Here is a 24,247-nt window from a genome sequence, read left to right on the forward strand (position 1 = left end):
TTAGACGATGGGGCAATAGAAAAAAACAAGCCCAGATCAAACCCAAGTTAAGCAAATCGATGGTCGTCAAAGATCGTTGATTAACCAGGAAGCCGCAGTTATCAGAAATGATAGCTGCGGCTTCTATACTATTTACGGTATTGGTACAAGTGTAGAAATTTAATGATGTTAATTCATAAAATCATAAAGACGGCAGTACTGGAGAACCGATTAATGATCAGCCGCGGTTGTTTCCGAGTTGTCTATTGTTTCAATCAAGCGATATAGAAAATAGAGAGCGCGCATCTGAAGTTTGATCGTTTTGTTCAAGTGAACTTGGATACGATCAGAAACCTTCATCGAATCCTCGATGTTCTCTAGATCTAAACGTGCAACGGATTGCTTCAAGTTCACGGTTTCCTCGGAATAAACAGCGCTCTGCAGCACCTGAATCAATCGAATTTTAAAGAGATGCGCTTCGTGATAAAACCGGTAATCGTTATCAGGGTCTCGCTCCGTAGTGAACAGGCCGCATTGCTCCCAGTAACGGATTGCCGATTTCGAAGCCCCCGTCCGTCTGGAAACCTCGTGGATGCTGAAATGATGATTAATGTCGTGAGCTCGACTACCTTCAGAATACGATTTCAGCTCCCTTATTAGTTGATCTAAATTTGCTTTTTCCCGATGAAGCATGACCTCTCGATCCCTGACGATCCACAACGCGTCATCCAGCTCATTTCGCCTAAGACAATGCATGACCTGGCTGGTTACTTCCATCCCAAATGCGGCTGTCATGGCTTGAATACATGCCAGAAAAGCTTCATGCCGTTCTGTATACATACGATATCCGTTGGAAGATCGATCTGCAGGAGGCATCAGCCCCTTTGCTTCATAGTTTCGCAGCGTGTTGCTGCTTAGCCCGTATTTTTCTGCAAGCTTTTTGGGGCGAAAGCCCATGTGATCCCCACCTTTGGCAAAAATGCGCAAACATTAAAACCTTTGCAATGTTATTCTGGATATTTTGTTCATTTCCTTCATGTAATTTCCTTGAACCTTCCAGTTGGCTTACATGTTGTATGATGAAGTTAATTCAATTCAAGGAGGAGTTTATATGACCGTAAAACCAGTACTGCGTTCTGATATGACCATTGAGGAAATTTGCGTGGCAGGTAATCAGTACATCGAATCCGAATGGAAAACATTATACGATGCGATGTTGGATGAGTTAACGACCGCTTTTCGCGAAATCGAGGATGCTGCCTATGGACGGTATTTGGACCAGCTGATGCCCGCACTATTTGACAGCCTTGAAGACGCGGGGTTCATTGCAGCGGAGCCCCTCAAGGAACATGATTTCGTAATCGGGAAATGTCTGATATTTCGTAATTCGCTTGAAAAATGGGGGACCGAAGATAAACGATCTAGAATATTCTGGAACGTTATACGCCGTAAGGATGGTCAACAGCCCATTGGAACTCTGTTAACCGAAATCCCTCATTCTCATCTGAAGTTCGATATTCCAAGGGCACCTGTGCTCTATTCGCTGCGCGAACATGAGAGAGAACAAATCGCAAAAGGGATTCGACGGATTATGGAATAAGAATAAATCGCTTTTTGGGGAGGTAATTTGTGTGAAGGTCATGATACATGAATATATAGTCAAAACGCAGGATTCCGGGCCATACGGAATAACGAGGGGAAAAGATGGAGCCATGTGGTTTACGGAACAACGGGGCAATCGGATTGGACGAATTAATGACGCAGGCGAGATCACTTCGTTCCCCCTGCCGACAGAGAGTGCCGGAGTGATGTCGATTATATCGGATCGGACCGGGGACTTGTGGTTTACCGAGTATCAAGCCAATAAGATTGGTAGAATGTCGCTCGATGGCTATTTTACAGAATATGAACTTCCTGTCGTGAATTCAGCCCCTTTCGGCATAACCGAAGATCGTGAGGGTGCCATCTGGTTTACAGAAATGAATAGCGGCAGAATCGGAAGGTTAACTGCGTCGGGGGAGATGACCGAGTTTGAGTTGCCTAACTCAGACACATTCCCTTCATTTATTGTTCCCGGCTCAGACGGGGCATTATGGTTTACGCAGAATCAAGGGAATTCAATCGGTAGAATAACTACTGAAGGTGATGTAACCGAATTTCCGATTCCAACACCAAATTCCGGACCTGTAGGCATTACGAGCGGTCCTGACGGGGCATTATGGTTTGTGCAAATCATGAGCAATAAAATCGGAAGAATGACAACATCTGGCGAGGTTACGGAATATATGATTCCGACATCGAATGCCAAGCCCCATGCTATCATATCCGGGGAAAATGGGGATCTTTGGTTCACGGAATGGGGTGGAAACCAAATCGGTCGAATTACGGTTCAAGGAAAGATTACAGAGTATCCAATCCCGACTAATCACGCCGAGCCCCACGGTATAGCGATTGGCACAAAGGGTGACATTTGGTTCGCTGAAGAGTGCAACCAGATTGGACGTCTCATCATCTCTCCTTAACAGCATGAGACGATCATCTCATGCTGCCCCTCGCGGGCGGCCAGCAGAGAAGCTGACAGAGCCTCGAGAGATGCTGTCACCTGAATCCCAAACCCAATTTGGGCAACAAATCGCAAAACGTTCGTAGGAAACCACGATGGGGAAATTTTTAATCGAGATGTAATCGCTTCGCAGGTCGCATAATATGCGGCTTTTTTCTTTGGAGTAAAAGACTTTCTTGTCCTAGCTCAATGTGGGTCTCTTTTACTTAATTGCATTTTTACTTTGTCACATTTTCCGCCTCCTTCCAGTCTTGTTTAATGACAGCGTGTGGCTGCAAATCCTGTCTAACTCAATTATCTAGAGGAGGTAGTAAGATGAAAATCATCGAATTGGAACTGAGAACCGCCCGGTTAGCCGAAATGAAGGAATTCTACACAGAAAGACTTGGATTCGCTTTAGCAGATATAACGAAGCATTCAATCACGATCGTTGTCGGGGAAACGCGGTTGACTTTCATTCAAGAGGAGGAGGAAGGGGTGCTGCCGTCCTACCATCTGGCAATGAATATCCCCGAGAACCAAATCCGCGAAGCGAAAAGCTGGCTTCAAGCCAAAGGTTGTGAGGTGCTTTCCGCTGCGCCCCTTCCGTTCGCAGGAATCCAGGCAAACGAAGACATTGCATATTTTGAAGGAACGGATGCACATGCCTTCTATTTCGAGGATCCTTCGGGGAATCTGGTGGAGTTCATCGCTCGGCATCGGATGGACAATGCCTCGACTGAACCGTTCGGTCACGAATCCATTCTGAATGTCAGCGAGATCGGATTTCCCCTTCACGGCAGCATATCGGATGCCATCCAGCGCCTTGATTCTCGGTTCGACGTCACGCGTTATATCGGGGACGGAAAGATGTTTCAAATGCTCGGTGACGAGCATGGTATGTTCATCTTGGGGGATTTGGCCATCGGGTGGTATCCTTCGATGAAGATTCCGGAGGTTCACCCAATTCGAATGACGATTCTCGATCCTAACGAAGGGGAGTTTCAATTGGAGCCGTATCCCTACTTCATTCGTGTTGTAAACAATACATTGTGGCCATCCTGAGCGGGATGGCCTATACCTATAAGTAGTTTCTGTCACGACTGATAACTGCCATTGCCGAGTATTTAAACTCGTAAGTCCGCCTATGAAGCTAAGGCTGCTCTTCGCTGCAGGGCAAACCTTGCCTGAGAGGCCTCAAACGACTCAAGAGTTGGGAGCAGCGACCTATGGGATCATCGCCTTTGGTTCGGTAAAATACATAAGAAGTGCCAATTATTACATACCTTATCATTTCGTTATGGACCTTGCGTTTGTAGTAAGAACAAAATTTAAATAGATGAGGAAGTCACCCATGAGAAAATTGCTTGTGTGCACTGTAGCGATCATGCTAAGTTTAGCTGCGTTTCACACCGTTATCTACGCATCTGAAGTCCGAGTATCCGTGGATGGCCGTGAAGCACAATTCCCAGATGAGCACCCATACGTCGATCCAAAAACGAACCTTACGATGGTTCCCCTTGCTTTTGTCTCCGACAAGCTCGGAGCTACTGCGAAATGGAACGGAAAATTAAAACAAATCACGATCTCACTTAAACGTGACAACATAATTTTGGTGATTGGCGATCATCATGCACAGGTGAATGGAAAAAGAGTGGATTTTAAAGGGGCTGCGGTCCTTAAAAACGGTCGCACGATGGTCCCGCTTCGCTTCATTAGCGAGGCCTTGCATGCAATTGTGGATTGGCAGCCCTCAAGCAATCGGGTAAGCATCATGACTTCAGTGGCCCGAGTTCCGAAAGGCACGTGGATATGGGACAGTTCCATCCTGAAACAGGATCAAGACAAAATTATTATCTTCGCAAGAACAAAAGGGTTAACGTCTATTTATCTTCAGATCGACAGAGATATTGATCCGGCAGTATATGAGAGCTTTATTCGAAAAGCGAAGAGCGAAGGAATTCAAGTGGAGGCACTTGAGGGTCGTCCCGAATGGGCCTATACATCTAAGCAGGAGGATATTCAAAAATTTATAACGTGGGTGAAAGCCTATAACTCCTCGGTTGGCCCGGAAGCAAGGTTTTCGGGATTGCATCTTGATATTGAACCGTATGCGCTAAGTGAATGGTCAAAGGACAATAAGATCATCCTTGAAAGCTGGATGGACAATATGAGACTGATCGAGAAAGAAACCAAAGGGAGCGGCTTGAACATCGCAGTCGACGTTCCGTTTTGGCTGAATACGATAAATGTACCGGGGACGGATTACAGTATGAGCGCATGGTTGCTGGAGAAGTTCGATTCCCTGGTCATCATGAATTATCGAAATCATGCGTTAGGCAGCAATGGAATTGTGGACAATGCGCAGGCCATACTGAGAGAAGCCTCAACGCTAAAGAAGAAGGTTGTGGTAGCTGTAGAGACGCTCGAAAGCACGGAGGGGCCGCGGGTTTCATTCCATTCTATGAGCAGTGAAGTGATGGAAAGAGAGTTACAGTCCGCCCATAATCAATTGGCGCACTATGCAAGCTATGCAGGCTTCGCCATTCACGATTTCAAAAGCTGGAAGGACATGAAATAAGCGGCTATTTATGAAATGATAAACACCTCTTGCCTGACTCCGGGCTTTGAAGACAACAAGCAGACGAGATTTAGTCCTATTGAAAGTCGCTGATTTAGCGACTTTTTTTGCTTTAAGGGGTTCGCCAGCATTTTAACGAAATATATCCTAAGCCTTGAAATCATGTCAGATTTTAAAAAATCCTATCCTGCTCAAGCCGATGCCACGGTAAAACTCAAGAACTAGCCTCCTTTGTAGCTTTTACAGCGCTTTGCTGTTTGCAGCACCAATCATGCTGGAACAAAACATTGAAACATACCATACCGTATGGTATGGTTTTGTTGAGGAAATTTTTGGATGGAGGGTAATTTTGAATGGTCACAGAAAAAAAACGACAGTGGTTAGAGGAAGGATTTCTGATTTTATCCGAAGAAGGGGCTGCCTCCCTGACCATTGAAACGCTCATAGGACGTTTAAAGGTAACAAAGGGGGCATTCTACCATCATTTCAAGAGTTGGCAGGACTATAAAGAAAGTCTGCTTTCTCTATATGAAACAGAACGAACACTGAATACCATTGAGTTCGCGGAACAACAACTTTCACCCCTTGATAAGTTCGAATATGTCATGGAGAAATCGATACGCCGGAATCAAAACCTGGAGGTGGCTGTGCGTGCTTGGGCGTTAATGGAACCCTTTGTGCATTCTTACCAGCAACGAATTGATCAAAGGCGAATCGATTACCTTGAGGAGATGATGTTCCTTCTCTACAGAGATCGTGAACGTGCTCGTACTATGGCGCTAATATTTTACAGTCTCCATGTAGGAAGTCAACAGCTCCTGCCCCCTGTTAAGGAGCAAGATCTAGTGAAACTTTACAGGGAAGTACAGAAGGCTTTCAATATTCAGGCATCTATAAAAGATGTGTAGGTAGTACGAGGTGTAGTAGGAGTTATCAATGACGGGCTTTTCGCTTACGCGAATCGACTTTCAATTGTTACCAATGAGGGGGTGCTGACTAATGGAACGTAATGTTGATTCATCTTTCGCTATTGGTTGGAAAAAGTATGCACGCTTTACAAAAACGTCAGAATGGGCGGCTTATGTTGGCTGCTTCTGGGCTCTCCTGTATGCGGTTTTCGTCCGATTCTATCAGGCCGCAGGAGGAACCATTGGCCTTTCAGCTCCAATTATTGATCCCACTGGAGGCATTTATAAAGCAAGTTACGTAGTTGGTGTAATTATTATGCTGTGCGGGTTTATTCTGTTGGGACTCGTAAAACCATGGGGGAGGGTTGTCCCTTCATGGATTCCATGGATCGGTGGAGTGAGTGTTTACCGAGGATTATTGTTATTCCCAACGCTGATTTGCTCTGTCTTTTTAATCGCCCATGGAGCTGCAGGAATCATTACAAGAGTCCTCTTTTTGACAGGCCTCATAAGTTTGAAAATGCCGCCGGCATTTAGCGGAGACGTGGATATGCGTGTCGATGCGCTGTGGGATCTGTTTGTATACCAACCATGGTTTTTCATCATGGGGATATTGTCAAGCTTATCAGCAGCCTATTATGTGCAAACAAGAGGCGTTTCACTCTCTGCTTTGCGACGGGGCACACTGATTTTCTCGTGGATCACCACTATCGTTACTGCGATTTTTGTTGCGGCCATCGTTTTTGACTTTGTTGATAAACTAAGCTTTTTTTAAGAAGAGTCATGAGGGAGTTCAGATGCAATGATAAACCATGTATAGAGGCAGCTGATCAAACGATCAGCTGCCTCTTGCAGCGTCTTAGCTGCTTGTAAATGCTTTCGGAAGTATGGAACGATGCCTTAAGCAGACAAGGAGGGAAAGGGCGATTTCGTTGACATATCATAGCAATGGGCTTTACCTCTTCCTACTTCTCAACACGCCAATCTACCTTTTTCAAGATCAATGCGATGGAAATCAGCGAGAACAGCAAGAGTACAAGCGTATTCCAGGCGACAGACCCGGACCAGCCCGAAATCAGCACCTCCCGCATGGCCTCAGCGGCGTAAGTGGTTGGGAAGATATAAGAGAGCCACTGCAGGATCGAAGGCAATTGATCCATATCCACCATGACTGGCGTCAGAAATGAAATGAACATCATCAACGCCTGAACCAGCATATTCGTCAATTGATGGCTAGGCGACCAGAAGCCGATCAGAACACCGGCGCCAACCACGCTAAAGACAGTGAGCAGCAAAACAGGGAGTAGTCCCCAGCTGTAGTGGAATTGTATGCCGTAAGCAAGTTGGCCAATCATCGCCAGGATGATAAAAGACGGTACGCTCATGATCAAGCCGCGCAGCAGATTGGCGAAGATGAAGTTTACCTTGGCAATCGGCAGTGACGAATAATACGTGAAGTGGCCTTGATGCTTCTGCCAAGATATCTCCTGAGCCATGGAATTGAGTCCCATGACGATTAAGCCGAATAGCATATTCCCCGTAATGATGCGGGTCATGACAGCCGGGGTTGGGTCGAGCGTAAAGAATTTGAGAAACAGCAGCGTCGTTAATGGAAACATGCATGCCATAATGAAGATCCAAACCCACGCCTCGCGAATGATCGTGAACTGAATGCGTGCCAGGATCAGCCATTCCATGATGCGGCGGCGAACGGAGCCCTGATGCTCTTGCCCTTGGAGAAAGACCGCTTCTTGCAGTTGAAAGTCTCGGCTTTGCATGGATGGTTGAATTTTTTCCATGTTTAGACCACCTCCGCATCGGCAGGCTTAGCTTGTTCGTCATCGATATGAAAATAGACGTCTTCAAGATTCGGCGGAACCAACGAGTATTCTTCAATCGGTAATTGCTTCTCAGTCAGGGCGTCAATCGCGCGGCTGGCGTCTTGCTTCTCAATCAGTGTCCGGATTCGGTTTTCTCCCATTTTGGTCCAGTGACCCAGTGCACTTAAGCTTTGGCAAACATAATCGCTTTCGCCTAAGGAGGTCGTGATTTCCAGCTTCATCCGCTGATCGACCCTTTGTTTCAACACACTGACATGATCGATGGCGAGCAGCTTGCCATGATTTACAACAGCTACTCTGTCCACGACCTGCTCGGCCTCGAGCACGTTGTGTGTTACCAAGATGACGGTGACACCTTGGCAATTACGTTCTTGTATCAGATCCCATACGAGCCTTCTCTTTTTCGGGTCCAGTTCATTGGTCGGCTCATCCAGAATCATGACGGGGGAAAAGCCGATCAAGCAAGTTCCAATCCCGATTAACCGCTTCTGTCCGCCGGAAACGTTTTTCAGCAGCTTATGTCGGAGATCCTGCATACCAAAGCGTTCCAACAATTCCTCTGTTTGCTCTACGGCGGACTCCTTCGTCAGCCCCCGCAATCTTCCCGTAAAATACAAAGCTTCCCAGGTTTTTAAACTGGTCAGGGCGTGAGGCTCTTGCGAATAGTATGCCACCTCCTGGGCAACTCGTTTGGTTTGGGTCTGTACGCTGGTTCCTTTGTAACGAACCGTACCTGAGGTGGGAGCCAGGTGACCTACCATCTGCTTGATTAGCGTGGATTTGCCTGCGCCATTCGGACCGAGCAAGCCGAGAATCTCTCCTTGTTGAACGTCGAAGCTTATGTCTTGATTGGCGACAACCTTTCCTTTTTTGTACGTTTTATTCACATGCTCCAATTGATAAATCAGCTTCAAGATTCTTGCCCCTTTCTGTTCGTATGGTTTTGCTGCTGCGTGTCTGAACCTCATGAGAGTTTGAATTCGTTGGTTGCTTAATCGTTTGATGAGATGATTCTAATAGCGTGCTTAACGGTAAATCAGCAGACGTTACTCTAAAGATATCGTAATGTGCTTCCATGGAGTGACGGGCGGTAGAATGGTTTTCGTCTCCGTCGGAGGACGGAGAAAGCTGCTATGCTCCTTAGTCCAATGCTTTGATTGGCAGGAAATTTATAGCTGTTAGAGAGACATCATCTTCTTCCGTGTAACCCCCAATAACTTCTTGCGCGAAATTACGGTAATATCCAACACAATTTCACCCCACACTTCAAATGAATTTTTATTTTAGAAATTTTGCGTCCATTTGCTATTTCCGCCGTCTTCCTACCGTAGTACAACATTATGGAGGAGTTGGTTGAAATGGATAAAAAGAACATTTTGCGGATTGGCGATGATAATGCAGGTGCCTGGCATCCGCTTGGGCCTGTAGCCAAAGAACTTGAAAAGATACTGGATGGAGAATCTCGGCTAACCGTAACTAATGATTATGAAAATTTATCGATACTCGATACTCATCAATATGACGCGTGCATTTCCTATGCGGATAGGAAATCGTTGACTGGTGGGATTCAATGAAACTATAATGGTTTTATTGAAAGGGGATGCCGAACATGGCCATCGTTAGCCGTTATACAATCGCGCTTCATATTTTGACTTGGCTGGCCTATTGGGCGGAAAAGGACGAATTCTTCCCTTCCGACCGGATCGCGAACAGCGTGGGAACGAGCCCGGTTTTTCTGAGGCGGATTCTCGGACAGCTCGCGAAGGCGGGCCTGGTACTCGTGCAGCATGGCGGGACAGGGGCAGGCTGGAAGCTGGCTCGCCGTCCGGAAGATATCAGCCTGCTGGACGTGTATGAGGCTGTTGTGCAGACACCTCTGTTCGAGATGCATCACAGCCAGCCGAACCCCAGCTGTATTATCGGCCACGGCATTCAGCCTGCCCTGCAGCGGGTTTATGAGGACAGTGAGGAAGCGTTGAAGCTCCGGCTGGCACAGGAGTCAATCGGCGATCTGGTCGCTTCAGCGCTTGAGCACGGGAAACTGTGATGCCGCTGCAACCGCAAACATCTGTGAAGAGTCGCTCGCTGGTGGGCTGTCAGAAATGGTGGACCGATCAGACACAACTGCTGGCTTGGATTCCGGCCGGTCCGAGAACCCCGGCAAGGAATCCGGCTTGCCGTTTGATTAAGACCGATCCGCGTCTTTTTCTACGCTAATCAATGTAACTATTTCAGTTGCAATGAGAAGGGGGAGGAAGATTTCAAGTTCAGTTTAGAACGGAAGCGGCGCATCTAGGCATTCAATGTAACTGGTTCAGTTGTGTTGATGGCATGAATAGTTCAGGCTGTCGCCGCAAACCAAGCGTGTTTATATTGCACATTGTAACTTATTCAGTTCCATTGAAGAGTCGATTTTAGATTAAGGAGAGGGATTTCATGGACAAACGAATTTTTTGGTTAGCGCTCGGATCGTTCGCGATCGGCACGGAAGGGTTCATGATCGGCGGTCTGCTGCCGACACTGGCGGCGGCGCTGCACGTGTCGACGGCGCTTGCCGGACAGCTGGTGACGGCGTTCTCGCTCGTTTATGCCGTGACGTCGCCGCTGCTGACGACACTAACAGGGAGGATGGAGCGCCGGACACTGTTGTTCGGCTCGCTGCTGCTGCTCGCCGTCGGAAACGTGGTGTGCGGGTTCGCTTCCTCGTACGGCTGGATGCTGACAGGGCGGATCGTCGCTGCGCTGGGAGCGGGCCTTTTCTCGCCGGGTGCAGTCGCCGCCGCCTCTACGCTGGCCGCTCCTGAAAAGCGAGGGCGTGCGGTGTCGATCGTCGTAGCTGGGCAGACCGTCTCCCTGATCCTGGGCGTCCCATTCGGGACGTGGGTCGCCCTGACGTTCGACTGGCGCATGACGTTCTGGATCGTCGGCGGGGTAACGCTGCTCGCTGCACTAGCTATCCAGCTGCAGTTCCCTCGGGTGGCACCGGCTGGGGCGGTCGGCATGCGTGAGAGACTGTCGTATTTGAAGCAGCCGGAGCTGCTATCCGCCTTGCTGACAACGCTCGCTTGGGCTACCGGAATTTTTTCGCTCTTTACGTACGTTTCAGAACTTTTCGCCGGCTACGGTGCCGGTGGCCGGATGATCAGCGTCGTGCTGTGCCTGACCGGTATCGCCAGCTTCATCGGGGTGCGGACGGGGGGCATCGCCGCGGACCGGATCGGCCCGAATCGGACGGTCCTGCTGGCGCTGATCCTGCTCACGGCCTCGCTATTCCTTCTGTCTGCGTTGAACGGCTTTGCCGGCCGTCCCGGCATTCTCGTACTGGCGGTGAGTGCAATGGCACTGTACGGGTTCAGCGGCTACATGTTCAATCCTGCGCAGCAGCATCGGCTGATCGGGCTGTCAGGACCTTCGTCAGGCATCGTCCTGTCGCTGCAGTCTTCCGGAAGCGCTTTGGGTGCGTCGGCTGGTGGAGTCGTCGTGCGTTTCGCCACCGCCGGGGAAATCGGCTATTTCGCTGGCGCTATGACGGCGATGTCACTCGTCTTGTTCGCAGTGAGCCTGCGCCTGGAGCGGCGTGAGGCACATTCAGGTCACTCGCCCGCCGCAGACGATTCGGGCGCTTCTGGATAAGCTACGCAACAAACATGATGAACAAATCTTACGGCGGGCGCAAACTTATAAAACTGTTGTTGCTGGTTCGCTTTGGAACGTAATTTGATACGATCAGGAGCAGAATAGTTCCGTAAGCTGGCCCCTGAATAGAACCGTTGTCGATATTTTTTTCTCCAAAGGACTTGATTTTTTATAAATCAAGATTTATGATTGACCCATCAATCATTGAGGAGTCAATGAATTGAAGGAGGTATTTATCATCTCTACATGTCATACAGAGGACCTGCTGTACTTGTTAATGCATTTAAACAAGCATATTGCAACCCGGTTTGAACGATGTGCCGGAGTAAGTCCCAATCGGCTCGAACTCCTGTGCAAACTGACGGGCGGCCAGATTAGCCAATCGGATCTGCAGAAGGCAGTGTCTATTGATCCGGCTGCGGTGACCCGTCATGTTCAGCAGCTGGAAGCGGAAGGAATACTTCTGCGAACAAGATGTGAGAGCGATAATCGGATTACGCTGGTTCAGCTAACCGAAGAAGGTAAGAGAAAGGTAGCGATGTTTAAAGCGGAGAAAGACCGATTTATGGAGGAGCTGCAGGCAGATCTTACGGAATCGGAACGACTTGGCATGATTCAAGCTCTACAGAAGCTGAACTGCAAGATTCAACAAATGAAAGAAATAAGCAAGACTAACTCATAATAGAGATAAAAGGAGAGAATATCATGACTGTAACTACCCTAAACAATGATTATAAAGAAATTATTACTTCCCGTCGCTCCGTGCGTGTGTACGATCCAGCGGTCAAAATCAGCCGCGAGGAAATGACTGAAATTTTGGAAGAAGCGACTTTGGCGCCGTCATCCGTCAATCTTCAGCCTTGGAGATTTCTGGTTGTCGATAGCCCGGAAGGTAAAGCTACGCTTGAAGAGCTTGCGCCAGGCAACAAAACGCAAGTTACAACTTCCTCTGCCGTCATTGCCGTTTTCGGGGATATGAACGCATTTGACAATGCCGACGAAATTATGGGGACCGCTGTGGAAAAAGGGTATATGCCGCAAGAGATCAAAGATCAAATGATGGCAAACTATACGGATCTTTTTGCACGTATACCAGCACAAGCATTCCGCGAAATGATTCTTATTGATTGCGGCTTGGTATCCATGCAGCTGATGCTTTCTGCTCGTGCGCGTGGCTATGATACGAACCCGATTGGCGGCTATGACAAATCCAGAATTGCGGAAGCATTTGGTATGGAGAAAGAACGTTATGTGCCGGTTATGCTGATTTCTGTAGGTAAAGCCGCTAAAGAGGCACGTCGAACAACTCGTCTTCCAATTGACCGCGTTGCGGAGTGGAAGTAAGGTTATGGACATGATTATTATTCATGCAAAAATGAAAGTAAACCGTGAACTGGAAGCAGAATTTCTGGAGTCCGTACAAGATCTTATAAAGTCATCCCGCGCGGAAGCAGGGAATGTGTCCTATAAGCTCTTGAAGGATACAGAAGAGGATGACACCTACGTGATGGTTGAACAGTGGAAAGATCAAGAAGCAGTGGGGGCTCACAATGCAAGCAGCCACTTTCAGGCGTTCGTTGCCCAAGCACCGAAATATCTGGCAGCTCCGTTAGATGTTCAAGCTTTTTCTGGTCAGCCTATCCGTAAATAAATTCAAGATCAAAAGTAAAAAAAAAGGTCAGCCCTTGAGGGTTGACCTTTTTTTGCATCCCGTTATGCGCGAAAGAATCAGCTCGATATTATGCGTATCAAAATCTTGGATTGCAATTCGAAAAGGATCCGGGATTATTCGCAATCGACTCTAATACGAATAGTTGATGTTAACGTAATGCATTGAACATTTGAAACACTGACATTATGCTGTCAATGTTTCAAGCCTATAGTTGAAGTAAGTTTCCTAAAGCGTGGATGCATCTAAGCAAGTCTTCATAGACGGAGGATATTTCGATTAGATCGCGAACTATGGTTAGGAGTAATAAAGTCTTTATATCAGGAGGCGGCGACATGTTGAAACTATTCGAATATAACTGGCAAGTTCGCAAAGATTGGTTTGACTGGTGCGATACGGTGAGCGAGGAAGAGCTACAGGCAAGACGGACCGGAGGCATAGGCAGCATACTCTACACACTGTATCACATCGTGACCGTCGAATATGCTTGGTTGTGCGGGGATTTGCAAGGGAAGGAGCTTGACATTCCTTCGTTCGAGGAGTGTGCCAGCGTGCAAGGATTAAGGGATTATTCGGATCGGACCCATGCAGAAATTGCACCTTTCATCTATGCTTGGAATGATAGCCTGGAAGACCGTATTATGGTTGACACAAACCAGGACGGGGAGCAGGAATACTTTACATTCGGTGAGGTGATGCGGCACGTGATCGCGCACGAAATTCACCATATCGGTCAGTTGTCTATATGGTCACGGGAAATCGGAAAGAAGCCGGTTACGGCAAACCTGATTCGAAGAGGGCTATTCGATAAATCACGTTGAAGAAGGCTATTCGATAAATCACGTTGATGTATTGGATATACACGAGGAATATATCTCTTGCAACAACGAAATGTAAATTCAAGAGATGATGAGCAGCCGTTACCCGGTGGAAACCCGAGAAACGGCTGCTGTTATATGCTTCTGGTAGAAGGGCACTCATACCAACGAAAAAATGCCCGGGAATAAGATTGGCAGCGACACCAACCGCCGACCGTAATGTCTGGCGGGTGAAAAAGTTGTGATGAACGAAACCTCGCTCCAAAGGGTTCGCGTCCGGATCGTCATCCTTGGTGTCGGAACCGCTGCTCGTTTTTTTTGTCAAGCCGAATCGACCGAATCAACCGAATCAACCGAATCAATTCCATGCTTCCCTTCATTGCCATAAGCACAGACATGATCTTTACCCATAAAATGACGTCCGGCTGATAGATGGTGGCAATATGCCATACTGGCATGATTTTCGTCGTGCTCAATATCAGGATGATTAGAGGGCCTGCGAATTCCAGAGCAATTTTCGATACAACTTTAATCGATATTGCAGTATCAGGATCAGGCTTCTTGAAGCCAAAACAGCGCTTCGCAGTACGAGCGGTCGAGTATATTCCCCAAGCGCTTAGCACGAATATGAGTCCATTTATAAGCAAATATTTCACCGAAATGCTAAGAAATGTTCCTTCAAACGGATGCCCATTCAGTATGCTAATGACACCGGAAGCAATATCGGTAGTCGTAATGACATGCGTTTTGAGAAAAGTGGAATCGATCGCGCCCAGTACGTTGGAGAAAACGATAACGCCCAGCTCTTGCTCAGGAACAATATAGGTTTGGGCTTGGAAGCCTATTGAACCACCCGGCTGACCAATAACCGGCATCCCGTTCATGCGGCCCGACATCCAACCCATGGCATACGTTCCCGGCACAGGTTCGGTCTGCATCAGTCGCACACCTTCCGGAGAGAGCACAGAATCATCTTCAAAGCTGCCGCCGTTTATTTGTGCGATCAAGTAATGGCTCATGTCTTTTGCACTGGAATAAAGATACCCCGCCGGAGCATCCCCTGGAATAAAAATATAAGGGCCATCGTAAGCAATATTGTGCCCAAATATGCGCCGGTATGGCGTAGCTAACCCGTGCTCGGCTGCTTCATCGTGCGTAACGAAGCTGTTCTTCATAGAAAGTGGACTAAAAATATGTTCCTTTACATAGTCGCCATACGATTGGCCGGACACTTGTTGCACAATATAGCCAAGCAGTACGTAATTAGCGTTTGAATACCTATAGGAATGTTCGGTTTGCGTGGTATTCTGTAAAAACTTTTCCGCATAAGATAAGGCGTTTTTCTCCAGAGCATCTTGATCTTGGTCATTGATGCTTGACAGCGTATTGCTAAAAGTCGAGATTTGGGAGAACCCGCTTGTTTGGTTTAGTAACTGACGTACAGTAATAAACTGTGCACCTTTGAATTTGGCAGGGATATAGCGCTGTATAGGTGCATCTATGTCAAGTTTTCCTTCTTCCGCAAGCTGCAGAACGGCCATAGCTGTAATTGACTTTCCGATCGAGCCTATTCCAAAAGGCGTATCGGGTGTTACAGGACGGCCCGAAGAATCGGCTTGACCATATCCTTTCAGGTAAAGGATGCGATCCCCCTGTACAATCCCGAGAGCCAGACCCGGCAGGTTTTGCCTTTCCATCTCACGAGCAATATACGCATCCACTTCGGAGAAGTCAGAATCTCCATTGCCCTCTGCTTTCGAGCTTCCATCGCTCAGCGTGGAAATAAACAGGCTGAGGATCAATAAACTTCCTACAATGATGGCCACTTTCCTAATATTCATTTTCATACCACCCGAACCCCATTATTTTTAACTGCAATTGATTCAAAATTCGAGTATATTCTTGATGTCAAAATCGAAGGGCAGCAAAAAGCACGCTAGATTAACTTCATAAGATTGACCGCTTGCCAAAATAGATTGCATTCGGTTTTGTTTACCGTTTATGAATCGGTACTTTCATTTGTGCACGGAAGCTAGAATGAATATATTTATATTCATTCACCCAACGATTAAAGGAAAGGCCCATCATGAATCATCTAGGATGATCCGTTAGGCCCTTCAGAATAAATTCCGCTAGGTATTGAATAATTTGAGGGAAGTATTGGATACCGATTTCATCTTTATGCGTATCGATGTAAACCAACGAATCAAAGAAAACGGGGAGTAGCTCTTCATCAATATCCGCTCTGATCTTCCCTGCAGACTTCCAGGCTTTAAATAGCTCTGTGTAAAGACTTCGGAAGGAGTCCAGATTTTTGCTGCCTTCTTGCCTGTAGTACTGCTCCAGTTCCTTATAGAAATCCCGGTTGTACCATTCCTTCAAAATTGGGTTGGTGTTAACGGCCTCGATATTCTTCGTTACCAGTTGGTTTATCAGCTCCAGCGGTTCTTGCTCTAAATCAAGCGATTCGAAAAGTCGTTTCTTGAGGTTCTCATTTTCTTCGATATAGATCTCTAAAAACAACTGCTCTTTAGATGAATAATAATTGTAGAACGTTCCAACGCCAATGCAGGCTAATTTCGCTATTTCCGCGATGCTGGTCTGCTTGAATCCTTTTGAACTGAATATCTCCTTCCCGCATTTAAAGATGTCTTCTTTCTTGCTCATGACTCATTGCTCCGTTCGGAATGAATATTTTTAAATTCGTTCATATTGAAGCACAATGCATAAGTTCTGTCAACAGCACACACCTAGTCAGAAAAGCGGTCCGTCGAATCCGTTCAACCGTGCAATGACGCCGATTTGACCGATATGGTACGACTCATGATCGAAAATATGATGGAAGATCCATCGGAGCGTCGGCGGTGAAGGCGGTTCCCAACCGTCTGAAAAATGAGGGAGCTGTACGGCTGGCTCGTGTTCATCGTATTCCATAGCGCTAAGTTTGAGGTCAGTATGGTTACGAATGTCGATATATGCCTGGAGAATCTGCTGTGGGTGATCCAGAACGCCTTTGAGCCGCCGCTCTTCTTTAAGAGCAATCACGTTAATCCATTCGTCTTCGCTGCGAGCGATGTGCTCAACGATCCAAGCGATGGAATTCGGGTGGTCCGGATGCCTTGCATACCACTGTGCTTCAGTTAATTGATTTAAATAAGGAATCAATATCTTTCTTGCGTCGTTCCGATAAGGAAAAAAGGTAGCGAGTTTCATAAAAGCCTCCAATAAAAATAGAGTAGGTAGAGGTTGGCAAAGGTTTATCATGTGTCAGTGTAACTTATTTATGAAGTAGTGAGCAACGAATAACAATGTTTGCATCCAAATTTGTCGAACGATAAGAATCGCCGCATCAGTTGCGGCTTTTTTGTATTGTATTAAGAATCATCAAATATTGCATGTCATGGGCAGTCCATCAGAAGGCAGCGTCGAATGACTTGATCTATATTTCCACATGATGTATATTGGTTTTACATTGACATATCAGCAGGTCAAAAAAAGGAGGAGCCATGTCACCACGTACCAAAGAACAGAATGATGCGATCCGGGAGATACGGATGAACCAAATTATGCAAGCGGCTGCTGAGGTTTATTTGGAGAAGGGCATTCAATTGGAAATTCGCGATGTTGCGGTCAAGGCAGAGCTCGGCTACGGAACCGTGTATCATTACTACAAAAATAAGCAAATGCTTTTGGAAGATTTACTGTGGGATGCCCTGAATCGGACGGAGTCGGCAGTTCAGCCCGCTTTGACGGGGGAGGGCGGCCGTTCGCATGAAGCTGCGTCGTTCTCCAGGCTGCTCCTGCGGAAGTGCATCCAGGATCCTTCCGTATTTATTTTGCTTAAATCGGTTGCGGATAATTTTCATCACTTCCCCGGAAACCGGTTCATCAAGCTGTTTGCCGATTTTCAGGAGCGGATCTATTCGCCTTTTGTGGAAATGATTCGTGAAGGAATCGACTCCAAATCCCCGGAGAAAACAGCAAATCTGATATTTGGCTCACTTATAGGCTGTGCAGCATTGAACATCCACCACAATATGCAGAGCGAGTTGGATGTGGAAGGGTTTGTCGAGATGATTTTTTCAACTTTACAGTCAAAGGGGAGATAAATGGAATGATCATCCTGAAATCGAGCTCTGAAATTGAAGAGATGAGAAAAGCGGGCTCCATTGTCGCTGCTTTTCACCAAGCCATTGCAGATATGATCCGTCCGGGTGTCACAACGCTCGATATCGAGTCGTTCGCGGTGCGGTTTTTGAAGGAGAATGGCGCCAGGGCTTATACGATGGGCTACAACGGCTATCCGTTTGCGACATGCGCGTCTGTCAACGACGTCATCGCCCATGGTTTTCCGAACCGGAAGCCGCTCAAGGAAGGAGACATCGTCACAATCGACATCGTCGCGGAGGCGGATGGCTGGATCGGCGATTCAGCCTGGAGTTATGCGGTCGGTGAGGTGTCGGACGAAGCCCGTAAATTGATGCAGGTAACGAAGGAATGCTTATATCTTGGTATCGAAAAGGCTGTAGTCGGAAACCGGATCGGCGATGTCATGCATGCGGTTCAAACCCATGCCGAGCGCAACGGATTTTCGGTGGTGCGCGATCTGCTCGGTCATGGCGTGGGAAGGGAGATGCACGAGGAACCGAATTATCCGCACGTGGGGAATCCGGGCAAAGGCTTCCGCTTGAAGGAAGGGATGGTATTTACGATCGAGCCGATGCTAAATGCCGGAGCACCGTTTATGACGATTGATGCCGACGGATGGACTGCCAGAACCGCTGACGGTTCGCTTTCCGCACAGTACGAGCATACGATAGCCATTACTGCGGATGGTCCGATTATATTGACTGCACAATAGAATTTACTTTTATGATTAGAAACCGAATTCAAATTTAGTTTTATTATTAAACGTGAGACATCGACTATCTCGCGTTTTTGTATGGGCACCATTAGGGAAACTAGCTAACTTTTTGGGAAGACACATCCTTAGAGGTTGTTTGACGACAAGTACATAGAAGCATATAAGCCGCGTAGCAGCGGCTTTTTTTGTTTTGACGGTTATGTTCTTATTATCAAAACCTTGAGGATAAGAACATACACTTTTAGCCGAAAATGATAAGAACATATAGGGGGAACCGTGGTTGAAACGGATGATCAACATTGAAGTTATTCCTGCTGGAACAAAGACCCGTTGACAAAGCGGCTACTACGTGTTACTTTATAGCAGTAGTAAGTAATACTGCATACCAGTCGTACAGAATAGCAAGGAGTGATTGTGCTGGAAAACCTAACGGAAATGCTCAAGGGTGTGCTTGAGGGCTGTGTCCTTGAAATTATAAGCCGCAAAGAAACCTACGGCTACGAAATTACACGGCAGCTGAACGCCCTCGGCTTCAAGGATGTTGTGGAGGGAACGGTGTACACCATCCTGATCCGGCTTGAAAAAAACAAATTGGTGGAGACCACCAAGAAGCCCTCCGACATGGGACCGCCGCGAAAGTTCTTCGCGATCAACGACGCGGGACGTGAGGAGCTGCGGAAGTTCTGGGAAAAATGGGAGTTCGTATCATCAAAAATCAACGAATTAAAGGAGGAGAAACGATGAATTTTTGGGAAAGAATCACAGGCAGCGACATGACGAAGGAAATGAAAGCCTTTGAATCGCGAGCCAAAAAGCTGCCGGCTGACTATCAAGCGGCATGGGAACAAATTAATGCATATCTTTGGCCGCACTCCGATTTCACCGGCCGCAACCTCATGCCAATTCTTGACGGTGTGCTTGGGCTGCTCGAAGAAACGGCGGCTGATGGTCAAAATGTTCAAGAGGTTTTGGGTGGCGATATCAAAGGCTTCTGTTCAGCCCTGGCGGGTGAAGAAGGGGCAAAGTCTATTCGCGACAAGTGGCGCGAGCAGCTCAACCATAATATTGCAAAAAAATTAGGCAAATAGGAGGGAGGATGACATGAGAATCCGAGATATCATCGAAGGCAGAAAAGAGTGGCGAGCGCACGTGGCGCGCGTCAAAGCGCTTCCGCAGGATTATCAGATTGTTTATAAAGAGATTCAAAAGTATCTCTTTAAGGTCGGCCCAGTTGAACTAACCGAAGGGACGGATTTGCTCTCGGGGATTGTCGATCTATTTGAGGAAGGCGCGGCTTCAGGGAAAGGTGTGCTCGAAGTAACGGGCAGTGACGTAGCGGCTTTTTGCGATGATCTAATCCAAGATTCAAAAACGTACGCAGACATTTATCAAGAATCTATTGGCCAAGGAGCTAACAAGACGGCGAAAAAGAATACGGATAAAAAATAAATAGGGGGGATCGGGATGGAAACAGCGATTGAAGTTAAGGGTCTGCGAAAATCTTACAAGGACGCAGAGGTTCTGAAGGGCGTCGATTTTAATGTGAGGCGGGGTGAAATCTTCGCTCTGCTTGGCTCCAACGGCGCGGGCAAGACGACGATTGTCAGAATCCTTACGACGCTGCTCAAACAGGGCGGAGGCACAGCCGTTGTAAACGGATTTGACGTTGCGTCAAATCCCGAGAATGTGCGGCATGCGATCAGTCTGACCGGGCAATTTGCCGCGGTTGACGAGATATTGACCGGGCGGGAAAATCTGATTTTGATCGCCAAGCTGCGCCACCTTAAACATCCGCGTCAGGTTGCGGATGACATGCTCAAACGCTTCGGCCTGACAGATGCCGCGGACCGCAAGGCATCTACTTATTCAGGGGGGATGCGCCGCAGGCTCGACATCGCCTTGAGCCTTGTGGGTAATCCGCGGATTATTTTCCTCGACGAGCCAACGACCGGGCTTGATCCTGAAGCACGCATCGAGGTTTGGAAGACCGTAAAGGAACTGGCGGACGGCGGCACGACGATATTTCTGACCACACAGTATCTGGAAGAGGCTGAGCAGCTTGCCGATCGAATTGCGATTTTGCATGAGGGCAGGATTATTACCAATGGCACGCTTGAGGAACTGAAAAAGCTGTTCCCGCCTGCAAAGGTGGAGTATGTGGAAAAACAACCTTCATTAGAGGAGATCTTCCTCGCAATCATCGGTAATAAGGAGGGTAAGTAACGATGAACAAGTACTTTTTCAGCGACATGAACGTTATGCTAGGACGTTCCATGCGCCATATTTTTCGGAGCATGGACACCATCATCACGGTCTGCATTACACCGATTGCGATGATGCTGCTGTTTGTCTATGTGTTTGGCGGCGCAATTCAAACCGATACGGATAACTATGTGAATTATCTGTTGCCCGGCATCCTGCTGATTGCGATTGCAAGCGGGATATCCTACACGGCTTACCGCCTGTTTATGGATAAGCAACGGGGCATCATTGAGCGGTTCCACTCCATGCCGATTGCTCGTTCCGCCGTGCTGTGGGGGCACGTGCTGACCTCGGTGGTATCCAACGTCATTTCTCTTATCGTCATCATTGTCGTAGCACTTATTATGGGCTTTCGCTCTTCGGCAGGGATTCTTCCATGGCTCGCCGTAACCGGTATACTCGTTCTGTTTACGCTGGCTTTAACTTGGGTTGCGGCGATTGCCGGATTGTCCGGTAAATCGGTCGAAGGAGCAAGCGCATTTTCCTATCCGCTTATCTTCCTCCCGTTTATCAGCTCGGCCTTTGTGCCGACCGATTCGATGCCGAAGGTCGTTCGCGCTTTTGCCGAAAATCAGCCGGTAACTTCAATCGTGGAAACCATCCGTGCGCTATTATCAAATCAACCGGTAGGCAATGATATCTGGATTGCGCTTGCGTGGTGTATCGGCATTATGCTCGTCGCTTATTTCTTTGCGATGCGTGTGTACAATCAGAGAGCAGCTTAATGTTTGCAGGCTTTACAATAAAAATCGCGGTCAAACCCCGTTAAGAAATCCCTTTTATTAGGGAACTCTTGGCGGGATTTTTTTTGCGAAATGGATTGAAATTATTGTATTCGTTGAATATAATACAAGACATAACAATATAAAGCGTTTTCAAGAGGAGGTGGAGCCATGAATATTGCAGGCATGAATATTACGTACAGGCATTTTCCGTTCGAGCATTTTCTTGAATCCATGACGGAGCTGGGGGTGGATCGGATCGAGCTGTGGGCAGGCGAGCCCCATTTTTACGTGTATCGGGGAGGGATCGGCCAATTAAGGCGCATCAGGAAGGATCTCAAATCAAGGAACATGAAGGTGGTTTGTTATACCCCAGAACAATGCGTGTATCCGTTTAATCTTGCGGCTTCGGATCAGGAGCTGCGGCAGAGAAGCGTGGATTACTTTGTCGAAAATGTATACGCAGCGCTGGAATTGGATGCCAACATGATGCTGGTCACCTCTGGAATCGGAAGCTTTCATGTACCCGTCGAGGAGTCCTGGAAGTATGCCGCCGATTCGATCGGTCGGCTGTCCAAGGTGGCAGAGCGGGAGGGAGTCACGCTTGCTTTGGAGCCTTTAACCCGCTTCGAATCGAACCTCATCACCGACGTCAAAGGCATTCAACGAATGATGGACGAGATCCGATCGCCGGCGCTCAAAGGAATGATCGACACCGTAGCGATGCAGCTCGCCGGGGAGAGACCAGAGGATTATTTCTCTACGCTGGAGGAACTCTGCCATTTTCACTTGATCGACGGGGATGGAGCGACGGACGCTCATCTGGCCTTGGACGAGGGGACGCTGGATTGGAGAGGTTACCTTGAAAGTCTTAAACGGCATGGATACCAAGGCACTTGTTCGTTGGAAATCATGGGATTTCATTATTATCAAGATCCGCACGATACACTCATGCATTCGATCCGGAAAATACGGGAAATAGGCATCTAATCATCTTGATATGGAGGAACTCACGATGAGTAATGGCACACTTACACGAAAGCTGGGCTTTTGGTCCGCTTTGGCTTTGGCCGTCGGAACGACGATCGGCTCCGGGATATTCGTCTCGACCGGAGACGTAGCCAGAGCCGCGGGATTGCCCTCGATATCGATACTGGCCTGGATTATCGGCGGCGTGATCGCCATACCGCAAGTCATGGTGCTAGCGGAGCTGTCAACGGCCTATCCCGAAAATGGAAGCGGTTACGTTTATCTGAACAAGGCGGGCTGGCGACCGCTTGCCTTCCTGTATGGCTGGGCGACGTTCTGGGCGCTGGATCCCCCGTCCATTTCGATCATGGCGCTGGCGATCGTCACGTATCTGGCAACCTTTTTTCCTTTTTTCTCGGGAATCGCCGGCAAACTGCTGGGGATCGCGATCATTCTGTTCATCACCTCCATTCACTACCGGAGCGTGAAGGAGGGTGGGCGATTTCAAGTCGTCATTACGCTGATCAAAATCATTCCGTTTCTGATCGTGATCGTTTTAGGTTTGATGTACATGAATTACGATCACTTCTCCTACACCCCTGCGCCCGGCTCCGCAAGCGGCAGCTTGATTGGCGGCATTTCGGCCACAACCTGGGCCTACACGGGCATGGCGTCGATCTGCTTCATGGCGGGAGAAATCCGGAATCCGGGCAAAGTGCTGCCAAAAGCGCTCATTAGCTCGGTGCTGATTGTCCTGGGGTTATACACGCTGCTTTCGGTGTGCATTACGGGGCTTATGCCCTTTGACAAATTGCTGGGTTCCAGCGCTGCCGTGTCCGATGCGGTCAGCTATATTCCGGGGTTGGCCAACATCGCGTCCCCATTCGTGGCGGTCACGGCCATCATCGTCATCCTAGGCTCCTTAAGCTCGTGCATCATGTTCCAGCCCCGCCTGGAATACGCCATGGCCAAGGACGGGCTGTTCTTTCGACGGTTTGCCAAGGTTCATCCCAAGTATGAAACACCAAGTTTTTCGATTGTGGCCCAGGTGAGTTATGCCTGCATCCTTGTATTTTTCAGTGATTTAACTTCGCTGCTCGGGTATTTTACCCTGATCCAGCTGGTCATCAACATTTTGGACTTTGCCGCCGTCTATAAATGCCGGAAAAGGGAGGATTATAAGCCGATTTACAGAATGCCTATTTGGAGGGTGACGACGGTTCTGGCCATTCTTGGAGCGGCGTGGCTTGCTTGGGGAACGTTTACCTGGGCTCCACTTGAGGGGATGATCGCCGCGTTGATCGTCATCGCAACCGGCTTGCCCGTCTACTATTACTGGGAAAAGAAATATGGCCGAACAAGGGACCCGGACAACAAACCGCATATCGTGGCGTAACGATCTGTCATTTAAAAAATGATTGCAACAAATGTATTATCAAAATATAATACAAGACAT

Annotated in this window: 28 protein-coding genes; 22 read left to right on the forward strand and 6 right to left on the reverse strand. The window is 47.9% G+C overall.

The genetic code is table 11. The annotated features are described in order from the left end of the window. Positions 1–210: 210 nt before the first annotated feature. Positions 211–966, reverse strand: coding sequence for a MerR family transcriptional regulator (locus NST44_RS20400; protein WP_244152642.1), 756 nt, complete (start codon positions 964–966; stop codon positions 211–213). 124 nt (positions 967–1,090) lie between these two features. Here NST44_RS20400 and NST44_RS20405 point away from each other — a divergent pair, with 124 nt between their 5' ends. The 6 genes from NST44_RS20405 (at position 1,091) to NST44_RS20430 (ending at position 6,785) form a co-directional block, all read left to right on the forward strand. Next, on the forward strand, positions 1,091–1,579 hold the full coding sequence (locus NST44_RS20405; protein WP_007128082.1) for a DUF6022 family protein: 489 nt from the start codon (positions 1,091–1,093) through the stop codon (positions 1,577–1,579). Between the two features lie 40 nt (positions 1,580–1,619). After that, positions 1,620–2,501: a Vgb family protein gene (locus NST44_RS20410; protein ID WP_208604284.1), complete on the forward strand. Its 882-nt coding sequence runs from the start codon at positions 1,620–1,622 to the stop codon at positions 2,499–2,501. A 356-nt stretch (positions 2,502–2,857) separates the two neighbouring features. Continuing rightward, on the forward strand, positions 2,858–3,586 hold the full coding sequence (locus NST44_RS20415; RefSeq protein ID WP_007128080.1) for a VOC family protein: 729 nt from the start codon (positions 2,858–2,860) through the stop codon (positions 3,584–3,586). Between the two features lie 289 nt (positions 3,587–3,875). Continuing rightward, positions 3,876–5,102: a copper amine oxidase N-terminal domain-containing protein gene (locus tag NST44_RS20420; protein WP_340900494.1), complete on the forward strand. Its 1,227-nt coding sequence runs from the start codon at positions 3,876–3,878 to the stop codon at positions 5,100–5,102. Between the two features lie 353 nt (positions 5,103–5,455). Further along, positions 5,456–6,010, forward strand: coding sequence for a TetR/AcrR family transcriptional regulator (locus NST44_RS20425; RefSeq protein WP_144869870.1), 555 nt, complete (start codon positions 5,456–5,458; stop codon positions 6,008–6,010). Between the two features lie 91 nt (positions 6,011–6,101). Continuing rightward, complete coding sequence (locus NST44_RS20430) at positions 6,102–6,785, forward strand: DUF3995 domain-containing protein (RefSeq protein WP_213615637.1); 684 nt, start codon at positions 6,102–6,104, stop codon at positions 6,783–6,785. 190 nt (positions 6,786–6,975) lie between these two features. Here NST44_RS20430 and NST44_RS20435 read toward each other — a convergent pair whose 3' ends face one another. Further along, complete coding sequence (locus tag NST44_RS20435; protein WP_007128076.1) at positions 6,976–7,809, reverse strand: ABC transporter permease; 834 nt, start codon at positions 7,807–7,809, stop codon at positions 6,976–6,978. Positions 7,810–7,811: 2 nt separating this feature from the next. Then, positions 7,812–8,768, reverse strand: a complete 957-nt coding sequence (locus NST44_RS20440) for an ABC transporter ATP-binding protein (protein WP_213615774.1) — start codon at positions 8,766–8,768, stop codon at positions 7,812–7,814. Positions 8,769–9,209: 441 nt separating this feature from the next. Here NST44_RS20440 and NST44_RS20445 point away from each other — a divergent pair, with 441 nt between their 5' ends. The 7 genes from NST44_RS20445 (at position 9,210) to NST44_RS20475 (ending at position 13,977) form a co-directional block, all read left to right on the forward strand. Beyond that, positions 9,210–9,425, forward strand: a complete 216-nt coding sequence (locus NST44_RS20445; RefSeq protein ID WP_213615635.1) for a hypothetical protein — start codon at positions 9,210–9,212, stop codon at positions 9,423–9,425. Positions 9,426–9,460: 35 nt separating this feature from the next. Beyond that, positions 9,461–9,898, forward strand: a complete 438-nt coding sequence (locus NST44_RS20450) for an Rrf2 family transcriptional regulator (protein ID WP_007128073.1) — start codon at positions 9,461–9,463, stop codon at positions 9,896–9,898. Between the two features lie 389 nt (positions 9,899–10,287). After that, complete coding sequence (locus NST44_RS20455) at positions 10,288–11,484, forward strand: MFS transporter (RefSeq protein WP_213615633.1); 1,197 nt, start codon at positions 10,288–10,290, stop codon at positions 11,482–11,484. Positions 11,485–11,707: 223 nt separating this feature from the next. Continuing rightward, on the forward strand, positions 11,708–12,169 hold the full coding sequence (locus NST44_RS20460; RefSeq protein ID WP_007128071.1) for a MarR family winged helix-turn-helix transcriptional regulator: 462 nt from the start codon (positions 11,708–11,710) through the stop codon (positions 12,167–12,169). A 23-nt stretch (positions 12,170–12,192) separates the two neighbouring features. Further along, on the forward strand, positions 12,193–12,831 hold the full coding sequence (locus NST44_RS20465; protein ID WP_213615631.1) for a nitroreductase family protein: 639 nt from the start codon (positions 12,193–12,195) through the stop codon (positions 12,829–12,831). Positions 12,832–12,841: 10 nt separating this feature from the next. Then, positions 12,842–13,138, forward strand: coding sequence for a putative quinol monooxygenase (locus NST44_RS20470; protein WP_007128069.1), 297 nt, complete (start codon positions 12,842–12,844; stop codon positions 13,136–13,138). Positions 13,139–13,491: 353 nt separating this feature from the next. Beyond that, on the forward strand, positions 13,492–13,977 hold the full coding sequence (locus NST44_RS20475) for a DinB family protein (RefSeq protein WP_213615629.1): 486 nt from the start codon (positions 13,492–13,494) through the stop codon (positions 13,975–13,977). A 281-nt stretch (positions 13,978–14,258) separates the two neighbouring features. On the opposite strand, the gene NST44_RS20480 is transcribed toward NST44_RS20475, so the two are convergent. The 3 genes from NST44_RS20480 to NST44_RS20490 all read right to left on the reverse strand — a co-directional run bounded on the left by NST44_RS20480 (position 14,259) and on the right by NST44_RS20490 (position 17,187). Next, positions 14,259–15,815 carry a serine hydrolase domain-containing protein gene (locus NST44_RS20480; protein ID WP_213615627.1) on the reverse strand — a complete coding sequence of 519 codons (1,557 nt, stop codon included), beginning with the start codon at positions 15,813–15,815 and terminating at the stop codon, positions 14,259–14,261. 250 nt (positions 15,816–16,065) lie between these two features. Then, a complete protein-coding gene (locus NST44_RS20485) occupies positions 16,066–16,641 on the reverse strand; it encodes a TetR/AcrR family transcriptional regulator (RefSeq protein ID WP_340900495.1) in 576 nt (191 codons plus the stop codon). 87 nt (positions 16,642–16,728) lie between these two features. Continuing rightward, positions 16,729–17,187: a DinB family protein gene (locus NST44_RS20490; protein ID WP_144869890.1), complete on the reverse strand. Its 459-nt coding sequence runs from the start codon at positions 17,185–17,187 to the stop codon at positions 16,729–16,731. A 293-nt stretch (positions 17,188–17,480) separates the two neighbouring features. On the opposite strand from NST44_RS20490, the gene NST44_RS20495 reads away from it, so the two are divergent. From NST44_RS20495 to NST44_RS20535, 9 genes are all read left to right on the forward strand, one after another. Further along, positions 17,481–18,083 (forward strand): TetR/AcrR family transcriptional regulator, encoded by a 603-nt coding sequence (locus NST44_RS20495; RefSeq protein ID WP_213615623.1) that lies wholly within the window; start codon positions 17,481–17,483, stop codon positions 18,081–18,083. Between the two features lie 5 nt (positions 18,084–18,088). Further along, entirely contained in the window at positions 18,089–18,835 is a 747-nt protein-coding gene (gene map / locus NST44_RS20500) for a type I methionyl aminopeptidase (protein WP_007128062.1), read from the forward strand. A gap of 438 nt (positions 18,836–19,273) precedes the next feature. Continuing rightward, positions 19,274–19,582: a PadR family transcriptional regulator gene (locus NST44_RS20505; RefSeq protein WP_279615609.1), complete on the forward strand. Its 309-nt coding sequence runs from the start codon at positions 19,274–19,276 to the stop codon at positions 19,580–19,582. Beyond that, positions 19,579–19,926 carry a DUF1048 domain-containing protein gene (locus tag NST44_RS20510; RefSeq protein WP_213615621.1) on the forward strand — a complete coding sequence of 116 codons (348 nt, stop codon included), beginning with the start codon at positions 19,579–19,581 and terminating at the stop codon, positions 19,924–19,926. The genes NST44_RS20505 and NST44_RS20510 overlap by 4 nt, the downstream gene beginning before the upstream one ends. Before the next feature lie 13 nt (positions 19,927–19,939). Continuing rightward, complete coding sequence (locus NST44_RS20515) at positions 19,940–20,287, forward strand: DUF1048 domain-containing protein (protein ID WP_213615619.1); 348 nt, start codon at positions 19,940–19,942, stop codon at positions 20,285–20,287. Between the two features lie 15 nt (positions 20,288–20,302). Then, positions 20,303–21,061 (forward strand): ABC transporter ATP-binding protein, encoded by a 759-nt coding sequence (locus tag NST44_RS20520; protein WP_007128058.1) that lies wholly within the window; start codon positions 20,303–20,305, stop codon positions 21,059–21,061. Positions 21,062–21,063: 2 nt separating this feature from the next. After that, positions 21,064–21,825, forward strand: a complete 762-nt coding sequence (locus NST44_RS20525) for an ABC transporter permease (RefSeq protein ID WP_007128057.1) — start codon at positions 21,064–21,066, stop codon at positions 21,823–21,825. A gap of 168 nt (positions 21,826–21,993) precedes the next feature. After that, the gene (locus NST44_RS20530) at positions 21,994–22,812 is read left to right on the forward strand and encodes a sugar phosphate isomerase/epimerase family protein (RefSeq protein ID WP_007128056.1); all 819 of its coding nucleotides are present in this window, start codon (positions 21,994–21,996) and stop codon (positions 22,810–22,812) included. Positions 22,813–22,837: 25 nt separating this feature from the next. Then, positions 22,838–24,187: an amino acid permease gene (locus NST44_RS20535; RefSeq protein ID WP_340900496.1), complete on the forward strand. Its 1,350-nt coding sequence runs from the start codon at positions 22,838–22,840 to the stop codon at positions 24,185–24,187. The last annotated feature ends 60 nt before the right edge of the window (positions 24,188–24,247 follow it).

This window comes from Paenibacillus sp. FSL W8-0919 (genome assembly GCF_038003785.1).
Taxonomy (GTDB): Bacteria; Bacillota; Bacilli; order Paenibacillales; family Paenibacillaceae; genus Paenibacillus_AQ; species Paenibacillus_AQ lactis.

Excerpts from the sequence above, each read along its gene's own strand:
- NST44_RS20405 (WP_007128082.1), top strand. The coding sequence starts at position 1,091 with ATGACCGTAAAACCAGTACTGCGTTCTGATATGACCATTGAGGAAATT.
- NST44_RS20410 (WP_208604284.1), top strand. The coding sequence starts at position 1,620 with ATGATACATGAATATATAGTCAAAACGCAGGATTCCGGGCCATACGGA.
- NST44_RS20415 (WP_007128080.1), top strand. The coding sequence starts at position 2,858 with ATGAAAATCATCGAATTGGAACTGAGAACCGCCCGGTTAGCCGAAATG.
- NST44_RS20420 (WP_340900494.1), top strand. The coding sequence starts at position 3,876 with ATGAGAAAATTGCTTGTGTGCACTGTAGCGATCATGCTAAGTTTAGCT.
- NST44_RS20425 (WP_144869870.1), top strand. The coding sequence starts at position 5,456 with ATGGTCACAGAAAAAAAACGACAGTGGTTAGAGGAAGGATTTCTGATT.
- NST44_RS20430 (WP_213615637.1), top strand. The coding sequence starts at position 6,102 with ATGGAACGTAATGTTGATTCATCTTTCGCTATTGGTTGGAAAAAGTAT.
- NST44_RS20435 (WP_007128076.1), bottom strand. The coding sequence starts at position 7,809 with ATGGAAAAAATTCAACCATCCATGCAAAGCCGAGACTTTCAACTGCAA.
- NST44_RS20445 (WP_213615635.1), top strand. The coding sequence starts at position 9,210 with ATGGATAAAAAGAACATTTTGCGGATTGGCGATGATAATGCAGGTGCC.
- NST44_RS20450 (WP_007128073.1), top strand. The coding sequence starts at position 9,461 with ATGGCCATCGTTAGCCGTTATACAATCGCGCTTCATATTTTGACTTGG.
- NST44_RS20455 (WP_213615633.1), top strand. The coding sequence starts at position 10,288 with ATGGACAAACGAATTTTTTGGTTAGCGCTCGGATCGTTCGCGATCGGC.
- NST44_RS20465 (WP_213615631.1), top strand. The coding sequence starts at position 12,193 with ATGACTGTAACTACCCTAAACAATGATTATAAAGAAATTATTACTTCC.
- NST44_RS20470 (WP_007128069.1), top strand. The coding sequence starts at position 12,842 with ATGATTATTATTCATGCAAAAATGAAAGTAAACCGTGAACTGGAAGCA.
- NST44_RS20475 (WP_213615629.1), top strand. The coding sequence starts at position 13,492 with ATGTTGAAACTATTCGAATATAACTGGCAAGTTCGCAAAGATTGGTTT.
- NST44_RS20480 (WP_213615627.1), bottom strand. The coding sequence starts at position 15,815 with ATGAATATTAGGAAAGTGGCCATCATTGTAGGAAGTTTATTGATCCTC.
- NST44_RS20485 (WP_340900495.1), bottom strand. The coding sequence starts at position 16,641 with ATGAGCAAGAAAGAAGACATCTTTAAATGCGGGAAGGAGATATTCAGT.
- NST44_RS20490 (WP_144869890.1), bottom strand. The coding sequence starts at position 17,187 with ATGAAACTCGCTACCTTTTTTCCTTATCGGAACGACGCAAGAAAGATA.
- NST44_RS20495 (WP_213615623.1), top strand. The coding sequence starts at position 17,481 with ATGTCACCACGTACCAAAGAACAGAATGATGCGATCCGGGAGATACGG.
- map (WP_007128062.1), top strand. The coding sequence starts at position 18,089 with ATGATCATCCTGAAATCGAGCTCTGAAATTGAAGAGATGAGAAAAGCG.
- NST44_RS20505 (WP_279615609.1), top strand. The coding sequence starts at position 19,274 with ATGCTCAAGGGTGTGCTTGAGGGCTGTGTCCTTGAAATTATAAGCCGC.
- NST44_RS20510 (WP_213615621.1), top strand. The coding sequence starts at position 19,579 with ATGAATTTTTGGGAAAGAATCACAGGCAGCGACATGACGAAGGAAATG.
- NST44_RS20515 (WP_213615619.1), top strand. The coding sequence starts at position 19,940 with ATGAGAATCCGAGATATCATCGAAGGCAGAAAAGAGTGGCGAGCGCAC.
- NST44_RS20520 (WP_007128058.1), top strand. The coding sequence starts at position 20,303 with ATGGAAACAGCGATTGAAGTTAAGGGTCTGCGAAAATCTTACAAGGAC.
- NST44_RS20525 (WP_007128057.1), top strand. The coding sequence starts at position 21,064 with ATGAACAAGTACTTTTTCAGCGACATGAACGTTATGCTAGGACGTTCC.
- NST44_RS20530 (WP_007128056.1), top strand. The coding sequence starts at position 21,994 with ATGAATATTGCAGGCATGAATATTACGTACAGGCATTTTCCGTTCGAG.
- NST44_RS20535 (WP_340900496.1), top strand. The coding sequence starts at position 22,838 with ATGAGTAATGGCACACTTACACGAAAGCTGGGCTTTTGGTCCGCTTTG.